Below are 18828 nucleotides of genomic sequence, written 5' to 3' on the forward strand. Positions count from 1 at the left end.
GATCAGTTCTCTTCCAACGTGGCAAAGAGGTGTTCCAGAGCTGTTCGCTTTGATAGCCCAGTCAGATCCAGCGCGTCGCGAACTGGGAGCAGAGACGTGCCCATCGAGTCCCGCAATGCAGACAGCAGCCGCTCTCCCGTCCTTGCTTTTACATTGCGGAAGGTGCTCCCGCCGCTTGACCGCTCTCGTAGGGGAATGTCGAGAGCGGCGTGTTCAGCCAGCAAAGAATCCACGGTTTCAAGTGAGGCTAGCCCGAGCTCCCTCAGCCTGTAGACGAATGCTGGGACGCTGACCCCAAACCTCCGAGCTGCGTGCTGGATCTCCTCCAAATCCGCTTCCTTCGGCAGCCCGAGCGAGTGGACCGCTTCTGCAGGCATGAGGAACGCTGCGGCGAACCCGTTGCACCACCGCTCAATCTCCTGGGGTGCCCCGTTTGCGACTTCGCTGGACTCGTTAGAGATCCCTGGTGCACCAAGGACTGCGTGACCTAGTTCGTGCGCGAGGCTGAACAGTTGCGCAGATTTCGCGTCACGGGTGTTAACGAAAACCAGAGCAAACCCGTCCTGAATCAGCGTGAAACCTCGAAACTCCTCGACACGCAACGGTTTAAACGAATTGTTGCCAACCATGGAGTTGCGGGTAACCAGCACTCCGCTTTCTTCTATCGCCGAGGACAGCGCCGCGATAGCTTGATCTCCAATGACCCGGCTTCCAGGCACCCAGCCAAGCAGATTCCGCACTCTTTCAGCGACACTCTCGGCAGCCTGCCCCAAGGTCGCACTGCCCACTATCCCTGGCGGCATCAACCCGACTTCGTCCGCATACTCGAGGTACCAATCCAGCTGCCGTTGTGCCCGCTCGATCGCCGCTGCCAATTCAACGCTTGGATCGACCACCAGTTGGGAACCGACCGTGCGGAAATCAGGCAGCTGCACGTCCAGCAAACGCGGCTTCGCCAGCAAAAGGAGAGGGTAAGGCACAGACGCCTTAGCAGCGAGGGCTTCCGCCTGACGGATGGTCGGCTGGCTCGTCCCATTCACCCAATTCTCTATCTGGTTGAATTCAGAAGATCGTGCGAGCTCCTCAACCGTTGAACCCGTGCGTGCAATCGCCCAGTCCAAGACTGGCTTGGCAATGGGGATGCGAACTGGCGCGGCCACGGGTGCGTCACCTCCCTACGGAGTCGGTTGCCCGAAAATATAGCACCCCTGGAACACACACCGCCGGAGCTTCGTCGCTCCCCTACCCCTGCCAGCGCTCGGTGTCGGCGGCCTCGTCGGTGCCGTAGTCGTACTCGTCGATCAGGCCGCGGCGGGCCTGCGAGGCACGCTTGCGCTCGGCAGCGGACGCGCGGTCGGTGCCACCAAATCGCGCGTCTTGGCCGCGGCCGGCAAGTGTCGGGTCGCCGCCTCGCGATGGCTCCCAGTCGAAAGAGATGTCGCCGATGGTGACCACGTCGCCCTCCTTCGCGCCGATCTTGCGAAGCGCGTCTTCCACACCCGCCTTCTCCAAACGGTCGGAGAGGTAGCCGACGGCCTCGTCGTTTTCGAAGTCCGTCTGGCGGATCCAGCGCTCCGCCTTTTCACCGGTGACAATCCAGCCCTCGGGGTAGATCGGGTCGCGCTCGACGGCGATGCCGGTGTCGCGGGAACGCGAAGCGTCCTTCGGCCGGATGACCTGCGGCTCCGCGGCGCGTGCCGACTTCGGCCGAGCCTTGCGGGACTGCTGGACAATCTCCCACATCGCCCACTTCAGCTCGTCGAGGCCCTCGCGGCTGACGGTGGAGATGAGAAACACCGGCCAGCCGAACTTGGCCTCAATGTCGTCTTTGAGGAATTCCGCGAGCTCGCGCGCCTCCAACACGTCGATCTTGTTCAGCACGACAAGGCGGGGGCGGTCGCGCAGATCGCCCAAGCCCGAGTCGACGTCGAGCTCGTCCGCGTAGGACGAAAGCTCCGCTTCTAGCGCCTCGATGTCAGAAATCGGGTCGCGGCCGGGCTCCATCGTGGCGGCGTCGACGATGTGCGCAAGCACAGCGGTGCGCTCGATGTGGCGCAGGAAGTCCAGGCCTAAGCCCTTGCCCTGGCTCGCACCCGGGATCAGCCCCGGCACGTCAGCGATGGTGAAGGTGTCGCTGCCGGTGTCAACCACGCCCAGGTTCGGTGCCAGGGTGGTGAAGGGGTAGTCCGCAATCTTCGGCTTTGCTGCGGACAGCACGGAGATTAACGACGACTTGCCCGCCGAGGGGAAACCCACCAGACCAACGTCGGCCATGGACTTCAGCTCCAGTATCAGGTCGTGGGCCTCACCGGGTTCGCCTTTCAGCGCGAACCCCGGGGCCTTGCGCTTCGCTGTCGCCAGCGCCGCGTTACCAAGACCGCCGAAGCCGCCCTCGGCGGCGACGAAGCGGGTGCCCGGCTCGGTGAGGTCGGCCAAGACTTCGCCGTCGGCGCTTCGCACCACCGTGCCGACCGGGACCTCGAGGATCAGGTCCTCTCCGCGGGCGCCGTTTCGGTGGTCGCCCTCGCCGTTTGCGCCGCGCTGCGCTTTGACGTGCGGGCGGAACTGGAAGTCGAGCAGCGTGTGCACTTGCGGGGAGACTTCCAAAATGATGTCGCCTCCGTGCCCGCCGTTGCCGCCGTCTGGCCCGCCGAGCGGCTTGAACTTTTCGCGGTGCACCGACACGCAGCCGTGCCCGCCGTCGCCGGCTTGCAGGTGGAGAACAGCTTGGTCAACAAATTGCGCCATAGTCAGCCAGCCTACTTGGTCGCGCGCGCTACAAAGATCCCAGTGAGCGCAGATCGTCCGCGGTGATCGTGGTGCGCTCCTCCGCCCCCGCCGGGGCGAAGTTGCCGCCGTAGGTGCGGAAGAGACGAATCGAGATGGCGTCGACAAGCTTGCGCTCCGCCCTACCCAGGTTGTCGGGGCTGACGGACGCGAGCGCTTGGCGCAGCTGCGCCTCGTCAAAGGTGTAACCCTTCGACCTCAGGCTGTCCACCACCGCCGACGCCGCATCGGGGCCGGGTTGGCCCGCCGCTGCGCCGACCGGACGCGCCGTAAGACGGTTCGCCTCCGCCGCCGGGCGCGGCGCGCGCACTGCCGGCTTAGGCTGACCGGCTTCGGATCCACCGGTCTCGGATGTGTCGACCCACTCGCCGCCGCGGCGCTCAAACAACCGCGCACCGGGCGCGTTCACCGTGCTGGTGCCCCCGGCGTAGACGCGGAAGTCGGACTTCGGCGCGGCCACCACCTCGTCGGCGCGAAGCGCGGAGTCGCCGAGGTAGAGCTCCGTGTCGTAGGCGAGTAGCCCAAGCGCGGTCAGATCGATGTCGGTGCCGGCCTTCGCGTGAATCGCGCGTTTGCCCGCGTGGTTTTCCATAATGCTCACCTCACCGGTGATGGTGGCGCCTTCCGCCTCGAGGTAGTAGATCCAGTCGCCGTCGAAGTTGGCGGTGGACTCGTCCACGCGCACCCAGCCAAGCATGCTCGCCTGCGAATACAGCTCGCTGTTCTCCGCCGCCACCACGCCGACCCAGGGGCGGCTTTGCGGCGACTCCACCACGCACTCGTCGAACTCCAACACGCCGCCGTTATCGGCGCCGATCTGGGCCATGTTGATCGGGTGCTGCCCCGGCACGAACCGCACCTCGTAGGCGCGGACGCGGCCGCCGTGGTTGTAAATGACCATGTCATCGGGTGCCTGGATCAGCGTCATACCGCTGACGTTGAGCTCTTGTCCGGCGTCGACATCGACGCTGGCGCTCACCCACACCGTGCACTCGTCGGTACCAGGGCCGATAAACGTCAGCGGGCCGGCGTGGATAGACAGGCCCGTAATCACGTACTCGCCCTCCTCCATCCGCACGACCGTCCCTGGTGCGAGCTGAGGCACGATGAGGTCGTCGAACTTGTCGCCGTCCGCGGCGCGCCAGAGGACCTCGCCCGCATTCGACCCGCCGCCGGCAACGACGCACATCTCCGAATCAAGGTTGATCTGGGCGCCGTCCTCGGCGTTGACGCGGACGCGCTCGCCGTCGGTTTGGATGCGGGGGATGTCCACATACGCGTCGTCGACGCTGATGTAGGGGTTATCGCCCTTGAAGTAGAGCTGCGGGGCGGTGAACTTGCCGCCGGAATCGACCATCAGCGCCGAATCTCCACCTGCAGGCGCAATGGCGCAGGCCCCGTCGAGCGCCATAATCGCACCGCCGTTGACGCGCACCGCGCCCAGCGTGGACTGGGAAACAGACGCTTTCGACTCGGCGCCGACGTTGATGTACCCCACGCGGGATCGCTCGATAAGCAGGTGCGCCTTCGTAGCAACGAGGGCGGGCCGCTCCTCGGTCTCCTCGACCACGCAGCTATCGAGCTCAAGGCCGGCGTCGTTGACTCGCACCGCGACCTTCTCAGCGTCAGGGCGCAGGCGCGCCGCGCAATGATTTAGCGTGGGAAAACCAGAGACCACGTCGAAGGCTGGGCCGTCCTTGGGTGCGTGGACGCCGATCGCCCACACCTGCGACGCCCCTGACAACACCACCGTGCCGTGGATGCGGGCGACGTCGGCGCCGTTGCCCTGCAAGAAGCGGTCATCAACAATGAGGGGGCGGTGAAGGAAGTAGTCTCCGCCGGAGAGCACAAGCCCGTCGCCGGGCGCCACAGACGCGAGTGCCGCCTCGAGGTTCGACGACGGGTCCACCACTCGGGAGGTGTTGTTATCCATAAGGCGCCAGTCTACAAAACGCAAAAGACGCGCTGCGGATCGTTTGACCCGGCAACGCGTCCGTCCTTCAAGCGGAAAGCCCTTAAGCGGTAGCCTCCGCCACGGTGCCTTCCTCGACCACACCTGCGGCCTCGGCAGCCTCGAGCACCTCGGAAGCAACGCCCTCGCCGTCAGCCGGGACGATGTTCACAACGCGGCGCTTCTTCTTGATGCCGAACTGGACAGCGCCAGCGGTGAGCGCGAACAGCGTGTCGTCGCCGCCGCGGCCGACGTTGTCGCCCGGGTGGAACTTGGTGCCGCGCTGACGGACGATGATCTCGCCGGCCTTAACCTGCTGGCCACCGAAACGCTTCACGCCAAGGCGCTTGGACTCAGAGTCACGGCCGTTCGCGGAGCTGGATGCACCCTTCTTGTGTGCCATGGTTCAAATCTCCTTGATTGAAAAGTCTTGGTCAGCTTACTTGATGCCGGTGATCTTCAGCTGCGTCAGCTGCTGACGGTGGCCCTGACGCTTCTTGTAGCCGGTCTTGTTCTTGTACTTCAGAATGTTGACCTTCTTGCCCTTGGTCTGCTGGACAATCTCGGCCTCAACCTTGGCGTTTGCAAGCTTGTCAGCGCCGGAGGTGACGTCTGCGCCATCAACGAGAAGGATCGGGGTGAGTTCGACCTTGTCGCCTGCTTCACCCTCAAGCTTCTCGACCTTGACCAGGTCGCCCTCGGCAACCTTGTACTGCTTGCCGCCGGTCTTGACGATCGCGTACATAGAGGGTTACCCCTTATCTCTTACTCGCCCGCTGCCTGCATGCCACGGCGGCGGAATGGAACATGGAAAGCGTTTCGGGGCCGTAGTTGATGGCCAGCCGTGCCCGCATGCGTGGGCATCGAGGCGGCGCACCCCGAAACAGCGACTGTCAAAGACTACACCGGCGACTTATGAATCACCAAAACTAGCTCGACGTGCGACGCGTAGCCCGGCGGCGGCCCCGGCGCGGCGAGGATTCCGGCTGCGGCTTGTCCGCCGGCTCCTCCGCCGGCTTCCGCGTCGCTGCGGCGCGCTTCGGCTGCTGGGCCGCTGCCCCGCTCGTCTTCCGGGTCGCCCGGCGGCGCTCGCGTGTGCGGGGCTTCGGCTTGTCGACGCCCTCCTCACCGCTTCGCGCGCCAGACTTCCTGACCGGCCGCTCACTGGGTTCGCTCGGCTCGCTCACATCGCTCGGCTCGCTCGCGCTCTCGAAGTTCTCCCGGCGCGGGCGGTGGTCGGAGCGCGAGTTGCCGCGGGTGCGGCGCTTGCGGCGCGGCGAGGCCTCGAACTCTTCCACCGCTTCCTCGTAGGAGATGCCGGCAGTCTCGGAGGTCTCGGTGTTCTCCGTCTGCTGCGGCTCCTGCTTGCCTCGGCCGCGGGAGCCGCCGCGGCGGCCGCGCCTGCGGGAGCGTTTCTCGCCGGTGTCCTGCTTCTCCGAGATGACCGAATCCGCGATCTGGTCGAGCTCGTCCTCAGCGAGCGCGTCGCCGCGGGAAGCGTCAGTGTCAGTGTCAGTGTCAGCGTCAGCGCTGTCGTCGTGCTGCGCCCCGCGCGCCTTGGCTGCCGGGTGGTCCCCCGCCGGGCGGCGGCGCTCCTCCTTGAACTCGCTCTTGGTCTCCGGCTCGACCGGGTCGTCCTCAATGATCAGCCCGCGCCCGCCACAGGTTTCGCACTCGTGGGCGAACGTCTCCACCAGCCCGGTGCCGAGGCGCTTGCGCGTCATCTGCACAAGACCCAGGGAGGTGACTTCGGAGACCTGGTGGCGGGTGCGGTCGCGGCCGAGCGCCTCCTTCAGGCGGCGCAGCACCAGATCCTGGTTCTCGGGCAGGATCATGTCGATAAAGTCGATGATGATGATGCCGCCGATATCGCGCAGGCGAATCTGGCGCACGATTTCCTCGGCTGCCTCGAGATTGTTGCGCGTCACCGTCTCTTCGAGCGAGCCGCCAGAACCGGTGAATTTGCCGGTGTTGACGTCGATGACCGTCATCGCCTCGGTCTTGTCGATGATAAGAGTGCCGCCGGACGGCAGCCACACGGTGCGCGAAAGGGCTTTTTGAATCTGCTCGTCAACCCGGTACACCTCGAAGGCGTCCTTGCCGCCGTGCTTCTTCGGGTTGAACTTGACCAAACGGTCTGCCAGGTCAGGGGCCACGGTGTCCACGTAGGAGCGCACCGTGTTCCAGGACTTCTGGCCTTCGACCACCAACTCGGAGAAGTCCTCGTTGAACAGGTCGCGCACCACCTTGACCAAAAGGTTCGGCTCCTCGTACAGGGTCACCGGCTTGGCGCCCTTGGAGTTCTTCTCCTTCTCGGCTTCGCGCTGAATTGCTTCCCACTGCGTGTGCAGTCGGTTGACGTCGGCGGCGATCGCCTCTTCCGGCACGCCCTCGGCGGCGGTGCGGATAATCGCCCCGCCCTTGCCCGGCACGACGTTGTTCAGGATCTCCTTTAGCCGCTTGCGCTCCGGGGCCGGAAGCTTTCGGGAGATGCCCGCGCTGCGGCCGCCCGGCACGTACACCAGGAAGCGGCCGGCCAGCGAGATCTGGGTGGTCAGGCGCGCGCCCTTGTGGCCCACCGGGTCCTTGGTCACCTGCACCACGACCTGGTCGCCGGACTTCAGCGCGTGCTCGATGCGGCGGGAGCGCCCGCCCAGGCCAGCCGCCTTCCAGTCCACCTCGCCGGCGTAGAGCACGCCGTTTCGGCCCTGGCCAATGTCGATAAACGCCGCCTCCATGCTCGGCAGCACGTTCTGCACGCGGCCGAGGTAGATGTTGCCGATCATCGACGCCTGGCTGTCGGAGGTGACGAAGTGCTCGACCAACAGACCGTCTTCCAGCACGCCCACCTGGGTGATGCGGCCGCGGCCGTCGTGGCGGTCGCGCTCGCGCACAACCATTTGGCGGGTCACAGACTCGCGGCGCGCCAGGAACTCGGCCTGGGAGACGATGCGGGAGCGCTTGCGGCCCTCCTCGCGCTTTTCGCTGCGGCGGCGGCGCTGCGCTTCCAGCCGCGACGAGCCCTGGATCGCCTTCGGCTCTTCCAGCACCTCGGCGGCTTCGGCGACTTCGACCACCTCGTCGACGCGATCCTCAACCTCCTCAACGGGCGCGGAGGAAGGCGCGTCTTTACCGCTCGGGCGGCTGGCGCGGCGGCGCTCCCCGCGCGCGGGCGCCTTGAACAGCGGCGCGTACGCCGCAGCCTCCTCGGCGGGCACCGGGGTGACATCCGGCTCGATGTCGGTCAGCAGCACGTCTTCCGAGTCGACGAGCGCGTCGGTGTCGTCCTCGTCGGTGTCGTCCTCGTCGTCAGCGGCGTCCACGGTGTCGTCGTCAAGCGCCGAAAGCTCCGCCTCAACCTTGCGCTCGATCTGGTTGATCTCGTTGGCGACGTCCTTGCGCACGCGCTCGCGGATCTTCGCGTCCGCTTCGCTCTCTGCGGCACCCTCGGTCTCCTCCGCTGCCGGGGCCTCGTCGCCGCGGGGCGCGGCGGCCGTTGCGGCCAGCGCGTCAAGCAGTTGCTCGCTCTCCGCTCGCGTCAGCGTGGACTGGGCAACCTTGACCAGACCCATTTCTGACAGCGCCACTACCAGGTCCTTCGAGGGGACGTTCAGCGCCTTCGCCAGCTGGAACACGCGCGTCTTCTCGGACAGGGTCGAGCGGTCGAAGTCGGCGTACGGGTTCGCCGCTTTCTTCGTGGTGCGCTTCTTGGTGGATCTCTTCTTCGGCTTCTCGTCGCTGCGTGCCACGTTATGCTCCTTATGTCTTCGCGCTGCACCGAACGCGACCTCTGCCACCGGGCGCTGGCGATACAACTCGCCGCCGCCGCACAGCGGCTCAAGACAGGTCCGTTCGTGAGCGGAACGGTTTTTCAATATTTGTGAAAGCTTTTCAGCTCCAGCGCGCACAAGATGCGGGCGCGGCGAAGCCTCGGTGACCATTGTGGCACACGGCGCACGAAAAAACGCCCCGCAGGGTGCGCGGGGCGTGCGGCGGAAGAAGCGATTAGAGGTTCGGGAACCAGATCGCGATCTCGCGCTCAGCGGACTCCGGCGAGTCGGAGCCGTGGACAACGTTTTCGCCCACAGTCAGGGCGAAGTCGCCGCGGATGGTGCCCGGGGTAGCCTTCTCCACCGGGTGGGTGCCGCCGGCGAGCTGGCGCCACGCGGCGATTGCGGACTCGCCCTCGACGATGCCGGCAACCAGCGGAGCGGAGGTGATGAAGTCCACCAGCTCGCCGAAGAACGGCTTGTCCTTGTGCTCGGCGTAGTGCTTCTCAGCGGTCTCGCGGTCTGCGGTGCGCAGGTCCATCTCCACCAGCTTGAGGCCCTTGCGCTCAATGCGGGAGATGATTTCGCCGACGTGGCCGTTTGCCACGCCGTCCGGCTTGATCAGAATCAGAGTGCGTTCAGTCATGCGCCTGATCTTACCTTTTCCTACCTTTTCGCGTTACACCTCGCGCACGATGCGCGCCGCTTCCTCCGCCGGCGGATTCCGGAACCACAGCTGCACCTGCTGGATAGCCAGCTGGTGGTTGCCCTCCGCCTTCATACGTTTGATAGTGGCGCGCTGCTCGTCGTCGAGCACAATCGGCTTGGGCTCCTGCTTGGACGCGACGTCATAGAACCCCCAGAGCAGAAACACGCCGGCGATGACGATCGCGGTGACGGCGATGCCGCGCGGCAGACCCATCCACTGCCCCGCGATGGCGACGACGGAAAACACAGCGGCGACGGTGAAGGCGAGGTAGCGCATGGCACCGTTTATACCGCGTTTATGCCCGGTTATTCACCCGCGTACGCTTGCACCATGTTCTACGCCAGTCCGCTGCCAGACATCGCGCTGCCGAACACCGACATCTTCTCTCTCGTTTTCGGCGGGCTGGGCGCGGACGCCGCTTTGCCTGCGATCACGGAGGTTGACTCCGGCCGGACGCTTTCCTACGGCGAGCTGCGCGACATGGCGGAGCGCGTCGCTTCCGGGGTCGCCGATGGCGAGGTGGTGGCGCTTCGGCAGCCCAACTCCGCAGCGTTCGCGGCGGGGCTTTTCGGTATTGCCCGCGCGGGCGGCGTAGCGGTGCTGCTAGGGCATGTGCTTACTAGCGCCGAAGCCGACCACCTCACAACGCTCTCGCGCGCCGCGCGCGTGATCGACCCCGCCGAACAGCCCCGCGACTCGTTTGCGCCGCCGGCGCGCATCGACCCGCAGCAGGTGGCGGTCATCCCGTTCTCCTCCGGCACGACGGGGCTGCCGAAACCGGTGCAGCTCACCCACGCAGCCGTCACCGCCAACGCGGCGCAGTTTGGCGCCGCGCTCCGCGCGAGCGGGATCGAGCGCGGCACACGCACGTTTGCGCCGCTGCCGTTTAGCCACATCTACGGGCTGAACACGCTACTTCTCTCCTCCCTCGCCGCGCGCCACCACGTCCACACCACCGCCCGCTTCAACCTGGAGGAGATGGTGCGCGTCCACCGCGAACACGCCATCGAGCTCAGCTTCATCGCGCCGCCGATCGCGCGGATGTTAGCCAAGGAGCAGCTCGACGAGCGCGCCTTCGACGCCTGCCGGTTCATGGTGTGCGGCGCCGCTTCCTTGGACGAGGACCTGGCCCGCGCGGTGGAGCGCCGCCTAGACCTCACGATCCTGCAGGGCTACGGCATGACCGAGACCGCGCCGGTGACCCACGTCGGCATCGCGGGGAAATCTACCCCGGGCTCGATCGGGTTTGCGGTGCCCAACACCCAGTACCGCATCGTGGACCTCGAGCACCGCGCGGATGTCGCTGCGGGCGACGCTGGCGAGCTGCTTGTGCGCGGGCCGCAGCTCATGCGCGGCTACCTTGGTCAACCCCCGCTTGAAGAAGGCGCGTGGCTGAAAACTGGGGACCTCGCGCGCCAGCTGGACAACGGCACCGTCGAGATCGTCGACCGGGTGAAAGACGTGTTCAAGTACCGCGGCTACCAAGTCTCACCCGCTGAGCTCGAGGCGGTGCTGCTCACCCACCCGCAGGTAGCCGATGCCGCGGTGGCAGGGGTGAAACGTGACGGTCAGGACGTGCCGTGGGGGTTTGTGGTGTTCAGGGGGGCGTCGACAAGCAACGAAGCCCTCATGCGCTGGGTGGCGGCACGCGTGGCACCGTACAAAAAGCTGCGCGGCGTCACGCGGGTCGATGAAATCCCGCGCAACGCCGCCGGCAAAATCCTGCGCCGAAAACTACCTGGCGCCGTCGGCCGATGAGCCGAGGTGCTGCGTGACCAGGTAACCGAAGCGCATGCGCTGCATCATTTCCGAGCGCATTTTCACAATGTAGTACCAGACGATGCCGAACACGATACCCACCACCGTGACCGACCAGTGGATGAAGAACCCGAAGATCAGCGGGATCTGCAACGCGAGATCGATCCACAGCGCGCCGGGCACGCGCTGCAGAAACGCCATGATGAGGTGGGCTGCGCCGATGACGGTGATGTAGACCCAGTTGAATGTGGTCCACAGCTCGCCGTTATCCACCTTCAGCACCACCAGCAGGATGAGGAAGATGGTGATGGCCTCCATCACGAGCGTGCCGGAGAGCACACCGGTCAGCGCCTTCATCGGGTCCTTGACTGGGGCGTGGCCGGGGCCGAGCGGGCCGTACAGCGGTGCCTCATTCTTCGCGCGCCTGCGTGGGGTCATCATTGCGGATCCTTTCCAAACATCTCGCGTGCCTCGCCGGCGGTAACCACCGAACCTGTGATCACGATGCCGTTGCCGGACTGCACGCCCGGCTCGTCCAGCTCCTCCTCGGCGAGCTCGACCGCGAGCGCGTAGGCCGACGGCAGGTGCTCCTCGACGTGGACGCGCTCGTCGCCGAAGACCTCGCGCGCGGTTTCCGCCAGATCATAGGCGCCGGCTGCGCGCGGCGACGAATTTTGCGTGATCACGACCTCGGTCAGCACAGGCTCGAGGGCCTCGAAGATGCCGCGGGCGTCCTTGTCCTCCAGCACCCCGAGCACGCCGATGAGCCGCGTGAAGTTGAAGTCGTGCTCCAGCGCCTTGGCCAGCGCGCGGGCGCCGTGGGGGTTGTGTGTGGCGTCGACGAAGGTGGTCGGCGCGGTGTGCACGCGCTCGAGGCGCCCCGGCGAGCTGGCGAGGCGAAAGCCCGCGCGCACCGTGTCGGCGTCGAGGGGGCGTTCAGCGTTCGCGCCGTAAAACGCCTCCACGGCGGCCAGCGCCACCGCGGCGTTGCGCGCCTGGTGCGGCCCGGCAAGCGGCAAGAACACGTCGTCCACCACGCCGGACAGGCCGCGCAGCGTGAGTAGCTGGCCGCCGACGGCGATCTCCGCGTCCTCGACCGCAAACTCCTGGCCGAGGCGCGCAACTGGTGAGCCGACCGCGACGGTCTGCTCGAGGATCACGCGCATCGCGTCCGCGTCCTGGTCAGCGATGACAGCCACCGCGTCCGCGCTGCGGATGATGCCGGCCTTTTCGCCCGCGATCTCCTCGATGGTCTCGCCGAGGTACTCCGTGTGGTCGAGGCCCACCGGCATGATCACGTCCACGTCGGCGTCGACCACGTTAGTCGCGTCCCAGCGCCCGCCCATGCCGACTTCGACCACTGCGACGTCCACCGGCGCGTCGGCGAACGCGGCGAACGCCACCGCGACCATGACCTCGAAGTAGCTCATTGGGGTGCCGGCGCGCTCGTCCACCATCTGGATGTACGGCTCGATCTCGCGGTAGACGCGGACGAACTCCGCCGGGTGGATCGGCTCGCCGTCGATGCCGATGCGCTCCGTGACCTGCTGCAGATGCGGGCTGGTGGTGCGGCCGACGCGGTTGCCGAAGGCGCGCAGTACCGACTCGATCATCCGCACCGTCGACGTCTTGCCGTTGGTGCCTGCGACGTGGATGACCTTGCAGGCCTTCTGCGGCTCGCCGAGCAGGTCCATCAGCAGCTCCACGCGCTCGAGAGTGGGGTCGATGACGGTCTCCGGCCATCGGGCCTTCAGCTCGTCCTCGACCTGGACCAACGCCGCCAAGTCGTCCTCGGTGACGGGGCGCGGGGCGTACTCCTCGTCGTCGGCGCTGTCAGGTTCGCCGCCTAGCGGGGTGCCCACGCTGCCGAGGTGGAGCGTCCGGCCGTGCTCGTTGTCTTCGACCTCGTAGATCTCCGAGTTTTCGAGGCTGTCCGAGCTATCCATTGAGCCCCTCAAGACGCGCGGTGACGCGGTCGAACTCCTCGCGCGCGACCTGCTGGCGCTCGCGGATCTTCGCCACGACGTGCTCCGGCGCGTTCGCTAGGAACTGGTCGTTGCCCAGCTTCGCGGCGGTGGTGTCGAGCTCCTTCTGCGCCGCGGCAAGCTCCTTTTCCAAGCGCTTGCGCTCGGCCGCGACATCCACCGTGCCCGAGGTGTCCAGCTCCACGTTCAGGGTCGCCTGGCTGAGACGCATTTCAATGCTTGACGACGCCGCGAAGTCCTCCCCAGGCGCCTCCACCCGAGCAATCGCGCGAACTGCGCCTTCCATCCCCTCCAGGTCAGCCGACGCGAAGTCGAGCCGGGCCGGCACCGTCTGGCTGGGCTTGACGCCCTGGTCGGCGCGGAAGCGGCGCAGCTCCGTGATCAGCTTGACCGCGTCCTCCACGCGGCGGCGGGCGTCTAAGTCGGACTCGGCGCCGCCGTTGGTGTCGTCCGCGGTCGGCCACGGCGCCAGCGTGATCGTCTCGCGGCCGGTGAGTGCCTTCCACAGCACCTCGGTGATGAACGGCATCGTCGGGTGGAGCAGGCGCAGCACCACGTCGAGGACGCGACCCAGCACGATCTGGGTGGTGCGGCCGCGCTCCTGCTCTTCTGCCGACGCGTCAGCGTTCACGTCGACGCGCGGGATCTGGGTCTTGGCAATCTCCAAGTACCAGTCGCACAGCTCGTCCCACGCGAAGTGGTAGAGCTCCTCGTTGGCTTTGGCGAACTGGTAATCGTCCAGGTAGGCGTCGACGCTTGCGCGGACCTCCTCAGCGCGGTCCAGAATCCAGCGGTCCGCGTCGGTTAGGGTTTCCCGCTGCGGTAGATCATCTACCGCAGCGCCGTTCATCAGCGCGAACTTCGTGGCGTTGTACAGCTTGGTGGCGAAATTGCGGGCGCTGGTCGCGTTGTCCTCGCCGATCGGCAGGTCCACGCCCGGGTTCGCGCCGCGTGCCAGGGCGAAGCGCAGCGCGTCGGCACCGTAGCGCTCGACCCAGTCCATCGGGTCGATGCCGTTGCCGAGCGACTTCGACATCTTCCGGCCCTTCTCATCGCGCACGAGGCCGTGGAGGTAGAGGTCGGTGAACGGCACCTGCGGGCGGCCGCCCTTGCCCTCCCCCAGCACCTCCGGGGTCTGAGTGCCGGCGAAAGTGCCGAACATCATCATGCGCGCGACCCAGAAGAACAGGATGTCGTAGGCGGTGACCAGCACCGAGGTCGGGTAAAACTTCTCCAGCTCGGGGGTCTTCTCCGGCCAGCCCATCGTGGAGAACGGCCACAGCGCGGAGCTGAACCAGGTGTCCAGCACATCCGGGTCCTGCTCGTAGCCCGCCGGCGCCTCCTCGCCCGGGCCCACGCACACCACGTCGCGTTCGCCGTTGTCGTCCTCGGGGCCGTACCAGATTGGGATGCGGTGGCCCCACCACAGCTGGCGCGAAATGGTCCAGTCGTGCATGTTGTCCACCCAGTCGAAGTAGCGCTTCTCCATCGACTGCGGGTGGATCTTTGTGTCGCCGGAGCGCACCGCCTCGGCGGACATGCGGGCGAGCTCTTCGACCTTGACAAACCACTGCAGGCTCAGGCGCGGCTCGATCGGCTCGCCGGAGCGCTCGGAGTGGCCCACCGAGTGGACGTACGGCCTGATCTCCTTGACAATGCGGCCCTGCTCCGCGAGCGCCTCGCGCACCTTCACGCGCGCTTCCTCGCGGCTCAAGCCGTCGAAGGCGGTGCCGGTGTTCGCGATCCGCCCCTTCTCGTCCATGATGATCGGCATGTCCAGGTCGTGGCGCAGGCCCATCTCGTAGTCGTTGGGGTCGTGCGCGGGCGTGATCTTCACAGCACCCGTGCCCAGCTCCATGTCGACGTACTCGTCGGCGATGACCTTCAGCTTCAGGTCGTCGCGGAACGGGTGGTCGAACTCGGCGCCCACCAAATGCGCGTAGCGCTCGTCGTCCGGGTGGACGGCGATGGCGACGTCGCCCAGCATCGTCTCCACGCGGGTGGTGGCGACGATTAAGTGCGGCTCGTCGTCGTTCAGGGAACCGTAGCGGATGGAGACGAACTCGCCCTCGACGTCCTTGTACACCACCTCGATGTCGCTGACCGCGGTTTCCAGCACCGGCGACCAGTTCACCAGGCGGTAGTCGCGGTAGACCATCCCCTGGTCGTACAGCTGCTTGAAGATGGTCTGGACAGCGTTCGACAGCCCGCTATCCAGCGTGAACCGCTCCCTCGACCAGTCAACCGAGTCGCCGATCGCCCGCATCTGGGTGGCAATGGTGCCGCCGTACTCGCGCTTCCACTCCCAGACCTTTTCAACGAACTCGTCGCGGCCGTAGTCGTAGCGGTCCTTGCCCTCTTCAGCCTTGAGCTTCGCCTCGACCTTGGTCTGGGTCGCGATGCCCGCGTGGTCCATGCCCGGCAACCACAGCACCTCGTATCTCTGCATGCGCTTGCGGCGCACCAGCGCGTCCATCAGCGTGTGATCAAGGGCATGGCCCATGTGCAGCTGACCGGTCACGTTCGGCGGCGGCAGCATGATGGAGTACGCCGGCTTGTCCGACGCCGGGTCGGCCGTGAAGTAACCGGCCTCAACCCAGCCCTCGTACAGCGGCTGCTCGTGCTCCTTCGGCTCCCACGACTTGGGCAGCGCGTCGGCGCGGTTTGTGCCTACCAGTTGATCATTCGCTTCAGTCACGAACAATCATCTTAGTAGGTCAGAAAAGCCCGTCGGCCACCTCGGCTTCGGCGCGCAGCGCCTCGATGTTGGCGTCGATGCGCGGGCGCTGGAATTCGTTGATCTCAAGGTCGTCCACGGCTTCCCACTGGCCGTTGACACCCACGGCAGGAAAACCGAAGACCAGGCCCTCGTCGACGCCGTATTGGCTTGTCGACGGCAACGCAACCGTCACCCAGCGCCCATCCGTACCCAGCGCCCAATCGCGCATGTGGTCCACCGCCGCGGACGCAGCTGACGCAGCCGACGACTTGCCGCGGACCTGGATGATCTCCGCGCCGCGCTTTGCCACGCGCGGGATGAACTCGTCGGTGTACCACGCCTGGTCGATCTGGTCGCCGACGCTTTGGCCGTTCAGCTGGGCGTACGTCACGTCCGGGAACTGGGTGTCGGAGTGGTTGCCCCACACCACCAGGCGCTCGAACTCGGCGGAGTCCGCACCCAGCTTCTCCCCCAGCATCGACAGCGCGCGGTTGTGGTCGAGGCGCATCAGCGCGTTAAAACGCTCAGCCGGCACGTCCGGAGCAGCTTTCGACGCGATGTAGGCGTTGGTGTTTGCCGGGTTTCCCACGACGAGGACGCGAATGTCGTCCGCGGCGGCGTCGTTAATCGCCCTGCCCTGCTCGATGAAGATCCGGCCGTTGGCCTGGAGCATGTCGGCGCGGGATTCGCCCTTGCCGCGCGGCTTCGCGCCGACCAGGAAGGCCGCGTTCGCGCCGTCGAACGCCTGGGCCGCGTCGGTGGAGACGGTGATGTTGCGCAGAAGCGGCAGCGCGGAATCCGACAGCTCCATCGCGGTGCCTTCGGCGGCCTGCACGGCGCTGTCGATCTCCAGCAGCGTCAGCTCGACTGGTTGATCCGGCCCGAAGACGTCCCCGGCGGCGACGCGCCACAGAAGCGAGTAGGCGATGTTGCCGGCGGCGCCGGTGACCGTTACTTTCAGCGGGGTTCGATTCTCAGACATACCCCGAGTATAGGTCGCGGCCACTCCCCCCGTTTGTGCTTGGAAGTGTGGCCTTCCTCGCGCAAAAACGCGCCGAGCACGGCGAATTCGGGCAACATTGCGGCTATGACACACGGAAGCGCTGAGCCATCGCCTGAGGAGGCGGTCGCGGTCGCGCTTGCCATGTTCGCCCGCGACGGTTACGAGGGAACGAAGCTTGACGCGGTGGCGAGAGCGTGCGGCGTATCGAAGCGCATGTTGCACTACCACTTCGGCAACAAAGCCGGCCTCTACCAGCGCGCGCTCTCGCTGGCGATGGAGCGCGTCGCCCCGCCGGAGCGGCTGATCAGCCGCAACTACGCCGTGCCGGTGGAGGGCATGCGCCGCTTTGTCGACGCCACCTTCCACTCCTTCCGCGACCACCCCGAGTGCGTGCGGCTGCTGTTGCGCGAAAACCTCGACCCCACCACCGACGTGGACGACTCTGGCTCCGACGCGCGCGAGCACTCAGTGCTTTTGCACTTGGAGCGCATTCTTATGCAGGGCCAAGATGCCGGGGCGTTTCGCCCCGGCATCAGCGCTGACGACGTGCTCGCACTGACTGTGTCTCTGTGCGAGTTCCAGGTCGCTCACACCGCGACCGCCTACACCGTCAGCAGAATCAAGGTGGACGACCCGCGCAATGTCGAGGGGCTGCGCCGTTTGGTCATCGACACCGTGCTGGCGTTTTTAACGTCGCACATCCCCCACTCGGGCTACGACTCCTACCTGGTCTCCGAGCCGGCCCCGGAGACCATCGACGTCGCCGACATCTACTAGGCGGGTCTACGCCGAGCGCTTCTCGCTGGATGCCCGGTACTCCGGCTCTGCCTTGCCGCGCGCCACTGCGTCCGAGATGACCACCTCGGCCGCGTCCTCGCGGTCTGGCAGGTCGTACATCACGGGCACGAGGATTTCCTCCATGATCGCGCGCAGGCCGCGAGCTCCGGTCTTGCGCTCCGCCGCCTTGTCGGCGATCACACCGAGCGCCTCGTCCGTGATGGTCAGCTCCGCCCCGTCCATAGCGAACAGCCGCTGGTACTGCTTCACCAGAGAGTTCTTCGGCTCCGTGAGCACCCGCACCAGCGAGTCGCGGTCCAAGTCGTCAACGTGCGCGATGATCGGCAGGCGGCCAATGAACTCGGGGATGAGCCCGAACTTCACCAGATCCCCCGGCTGGACCTGCGCCAAGAGATTCGCCTCGTCGCGCTCCGACTTGGAGTCGATCTCCGCGCCGAAGCCAATGCCTTTCTTGCCCACGCGCTCCGCAATCACCTTGTCCAGACCCGCGAACGCTCCGGCGACGATGAACAGGATATTCGTGGTGTCGAGCTGGATGAACTCCTGGTTCGGGTGCTTGCGTCCGCCCTGCGGCGGCACCGAGGCGACCGTGCCCTCCAAAATTTTCAGCAGCGCCTGCTGCACGCCCTCGCCGGAGACGTCGCGGGTGATCGACGGGTTCTCGCTCTTGCGCGAGATTTTGTCCACCTCGTCGACGTAGATAATGCCGGTCTGCGCGCGGTTGACGTCGAAGTCCGCCGCCTGCAGCAGTTTCAAAAGGATATTCTCCACGTCCTCGCCCACGTACCCGGCCTCGGTCAAGCTGGTTGCGTCCGCGATGGCGAACGGCACGTTCAGCATCCGCGCGAGCGTCTGCGCGAGGTAGGTCTTACCGGAGCCGGTGGGGCCGAGCAGCAGGATGTTCGACTTGGAAATCTCAACTTCCTCGTCGCGGCGCCGGCTGCCCAGCACCGTCTGCTCGGCCCGGATGCGCTTGTAGTGGTTGTAGACGGCGACGGCGAGCGTGCGCTTAGCCTGGTCCTGGCCGATCACGTAGTCGTCTAAAAACGCCGTGATTTCGGACGGCCGCGGCAGGCGGTCGTCGCTTGCGGACGAGTTCGACGCGGAGCCGGCTAGTTCCTCTTCAATGATCTCGTTGCAGAGCTCAATGCATTCGTCACAGATGTAGACGCCGCCCCCGGCGATCAGCTTGCGAACTTGCTTCTGCGTCTTGCCGCAGAACGAGCACTTCAAAAGTTCTGAGCTGTCGTGCGTTACTGCCATGTACTTTCTGCAACTCCCAGATGTCAAAGTTTGTAGTTACTCCAGCATACTTCGTCGCGCAAACATCCCTTTTGGGCACAACGCG

At 66.0% G+C, this 18828-nt stretch carries 15 protein-coding genes; 2 read left to right on the forward strand and 13 right to left on the reverse strand.

Features of this window, described 5'->3' with window-relative positions; translation table 11 throughout:
• Positions 1 to 2: 2 nt before the first annotated feature.
• From V6D40_RS06570 to V6D40_RS06605, 8 genes are all read right to left on the reverse strand, one after another.
• Positions 3 to 1160 (reverse strand): ImmA/IrrE family metallo-endopeptidase, encoded by a 1158-nt coding sequence (locus tag V6D40_RS06570; protein ID WP_334289568.1) that lies wholly within the window; start codon positions 1158 to 1160, stop codon positions 3 to 5.
• Between the two features lie 82 nt (positions 1161 to 1242).
• Positions 1243 to 2748 carry a GTPase ObgE gene (gene obgE, locus V6D40_RS06575; RefSeq protein WP_334289569.1) on the reverse strand — a complete coding sequence of 502 codons (1506 nt, stop codon included), beginning with the start codon at positions 2746 to 2748 and terminating at the stop codon, positions 1243 to 1245.
• Positions 2749 to 2776: 28 nt separating this feature from the next.
• Positions 2777 to 4720 (reverse strand): hypothetical protein, encoded by a 1944-nt coding sequence (locus V6D40_RS06580; RefSeq protein ID WP_334289570.1) that lies wholly within the window; start codon positions 4718 to 4720, stop codon positions 2777 to 2779.
• 82 nt (positions 4721 to 4802) lie between these two features.
• Positions 4803 to 5141, reverse strand: a complete 339-nt coding sequence (gene rpmA, locus V6D40_RS06585) for a 50S ribosomal protein L27 (protein WP_334289571.1) — start codon at positions 5139 to 5141, stop codon at positions 4803 to 4805.
• A 36-nt stretch (positions 5142 to 5177) separates the two neighbouring features.
• Entirely contained in the window at positions 5178 to 5483 is a 306-nt protein-coding gene (gene rplU, locus V6D40_RS06590; RefSeq protein ID WP_334289572.1) for a 50S ribosomal protein L21, read from the reverse strand.
• Between the two features lie 184 nt (positions 5484 to 5667).
• Positions 5668 to 8487 carry a translation initiation factor IF-2 N-terminal domain-containing protein gene (locus tag V6D40_RS06595; protein WP_334289573.1) on the reverse strand — a complete coding sequence of 940 codons (2820 nt, stop codon included), beginning with the start codon at positions 8485 to 8487 and terminating at the stop codon, positions 5668 to 5670.
• Positions 8488 to 8743: 256 nt separating this feature from the next.
• A complete protein-coding gene (gene ndk, locus V6D40_RS06600) occupies positions 8744 to 9154 on the reverse strand; it encodes a nucleoside-diphosphate kinase (RefSeq protein WP_087117669.1) in 411 nt (136 codons plus the stop codon).
• Positions 9155 to 9187: 33 nt separating this feature from the next.
• Positions 9188 to 9493, reverse strand: coding sequence for a hypothetical protein (locus V6D40_RS06605; RefSeq protein ID WP_334289574.1), 306 nt, complete (start codon positions 9491 to 9493; stop codon positions 9188 to 9190).
• 54 nt (positions 9494 to 9547) lie between these two features.
• Here V6D40_RS06605 and V6D40_RS06610 point away from each other — a divergent pair, with 54 nt between their 5' ends.
• Positions 9548 to 10975, forward strand: a complete 1428-nt coding sequence (locus V6D40_RS06610; RefSeq protein ID WP_334289575.1) for an AMP-binding protein — start codon at positions 9548 to 9550, stop codon at positions 10973 to 10975.
• Here V6D40_RS06610 and V6D40_RS06615 read toward each other — a convergent pair.
• Genes V6D40_RS06615 through V6D40_RS06630 form a run of 4 tightly spaced genes read right to left on the reverse strand, consistent with a single transcriptional unit; the run spans position 10952 to position 16661 of the window.
• The gene (locus V6D40_RS06615) at positions 10952 to 11413 is read right to left on the reverse strand and encodes a DUF4233 domain-containing protein (protein ID WP_334289576.1); all 462 of its coding nucleotides are present in this window, start codon (positions 11411 to 11413) and stop codon (positions 10952 to 10954) included. The genes V6D40_RS06610 and V6D40_RS06615 overlap by 24 nt on opposite strands.
• Positions 11413 to 12921 carry a bifunctional tetrahydrofolate synthase/dihydrofolate synthase gene (folC, locus tag V6D40_RS06620; RefSeq protein ID WP_334289577.1) on the reverse strand — a complete coding sequence of 503 codons (1509 nt, stop codon included), beginning with the start codon at positions 12919 to 12921 and terminating at the stop codon, positions 11413 to 11415. The genes V6D40_RS06615 and folC overlap by 1 nt, the downstream gene beginning before the upstream one ends.
• Positions 12914 to 15658 carry a valine--tRNA ligase gene (locus tag V6D40_RS06625; protein WP_334289578.1) on the reverse strand — a complete coding sequence of 915 codons (2745 nt, stop codon included), beginning with the start codon at positions 15656 to 15658 and terminating at the stop codon, positions 12914 to 12916. Before V6D40_RS06625 ends, folC begins: the two co-directional genes overlap by 8 nt.
• 19 nt (positions 15659 to 15677) lie before the next feature.
• Positions 15678 to 16661, reverse strand: coding sequence for a malate dehydrogenase (locus V6D40_RS06630; RefSeq protein WP_334289579.1), 984 nt, complete (start codon positions 16659 to 16661; stop codon positions 15678 to 15680).
• Between the two features lie 105 nt (positions 16662 to 16766).
• Between V6D40_RS06630 and V6D40_RS06635 the strand changes: the two genes are divergently transcribed.
• Positions 16767 to 17459 (forward strand): TetR/AcrR family transcriptional regulator, encoded by a 693-nt coding sequence (locus V6D40_RS06635; RefSeq protein WP_334289580.1) that lies wholly within the window; start codon positions 16767 to 16769, stop codon positions 17457 to 17459.
• Positions 17460 to 17465: 6 nt separating this feature from the next.
• On the opposite strand, the gene clpX is transcribed toward V6D40_RS06635, so the two are convergent.
• Positions 17466 to 18743, reverse strand: coding sequence for an ATP-dependent Clp protease ATP-binding subunit ClpX (gene clpX / locus V6D40_RS06640; RefSeq protein ID WP_334289581.1), 1278 nt, complete (start codon positions 18741 to 18743; stop codon positions 17466 to 17468).
• Positions 18744 to 18828: the final 85 nt, after the last annotated feature.

The organism is Corynebacterium sp. Marseille-Q4381 (assembly GCF_036881695.1).
In the GTDB taxonomy this organism is placed as follows: Bacteria; Actinomycetota; Actinomycetes; order Mycobacteriales; family Mycobacteriaceae; genus Corynebacterium.

Coding starts and splice junctions, on each gene's coding strand:
- obgE (WP_334289569.1), bottom strand. CDS start 2,748: ATGGCGCAATTTGTTGACCAAGCTGTTCTCCACCTGCAAGCCGGCGAC.
- V6D40_RS06580 (WP_334289570.1), bottom strand. CDS start 4,720: ATGGATAACAACACCTCCCGAGTGGTGGACCCGTCGTCGAACCTCGAG.
- rpmA (WP_334289571.1), bottom strand. CDS start 5,141: ATGGCACACAAGAAGGGTGCATCCAGCTCCGCGAACGGCCGTGACTCT.
- rplU (WP_334289572.1), bottom strand. CDS start 5,483: ATGTACGCGATCGTCAAGACCGGCGGCAAGCAGTACAAGGTTGCCGAG.
- ndk (WP_087117669.1), bottom strand. CDS start 9,154: ATGACTGAACGCACTCTGATTCTGATCAAGCCGGACGGCGTGGCAAAC.
- V6D40_RS06605 (WP_334289574.1), bottom strand. CDS start 9,493: ATGCGCTACCTCGCCTTCACCGTCGCCGCTGTGTTTTCCGTCGTCGCC.
- V6D40_RS06610 (WP_334289575.1), top strand. CDS start 9,548: ATGTTCTACGCCAGTCCGCTGCCAGACATCGCGCTGCCGAACACCGAC.
- V6D40_RS06615 (WP_334289576.1), bottom strand. CDS start 11,413: ATGACCCCACGCAGGCGCGCGAAGAATGAGGCACCGCTGTACGGCCCG.
- folC (WP_334289577.1), bottom strand. CDS start 12,921: ATGGATAGCTCGGACAGCCTCGAAAACTCGGAGATCTACGAGGTCGAA.
- V6D40_RS06630 (WP_334289579.1), bottom strand. CDS start 16,661: ATGTCTGAGAATCGAACCCCGCTGAAAGTAACGGTCACCGGCGCCGCC.
- V6D40_RS06635 (WP_334289580.1), top strand. CDS start 16,767: ATGACACACGGAAGCGCTGAGCCATCGCCTGAGGAGGCGGTCGCGGTC.
- clpX (WP_334289581.1), bottom strand. CDS start 18,743: ATGGCAGTAACGCACGACAGCTCAGAACTTTTGAAGTGCTCGTTCTGC.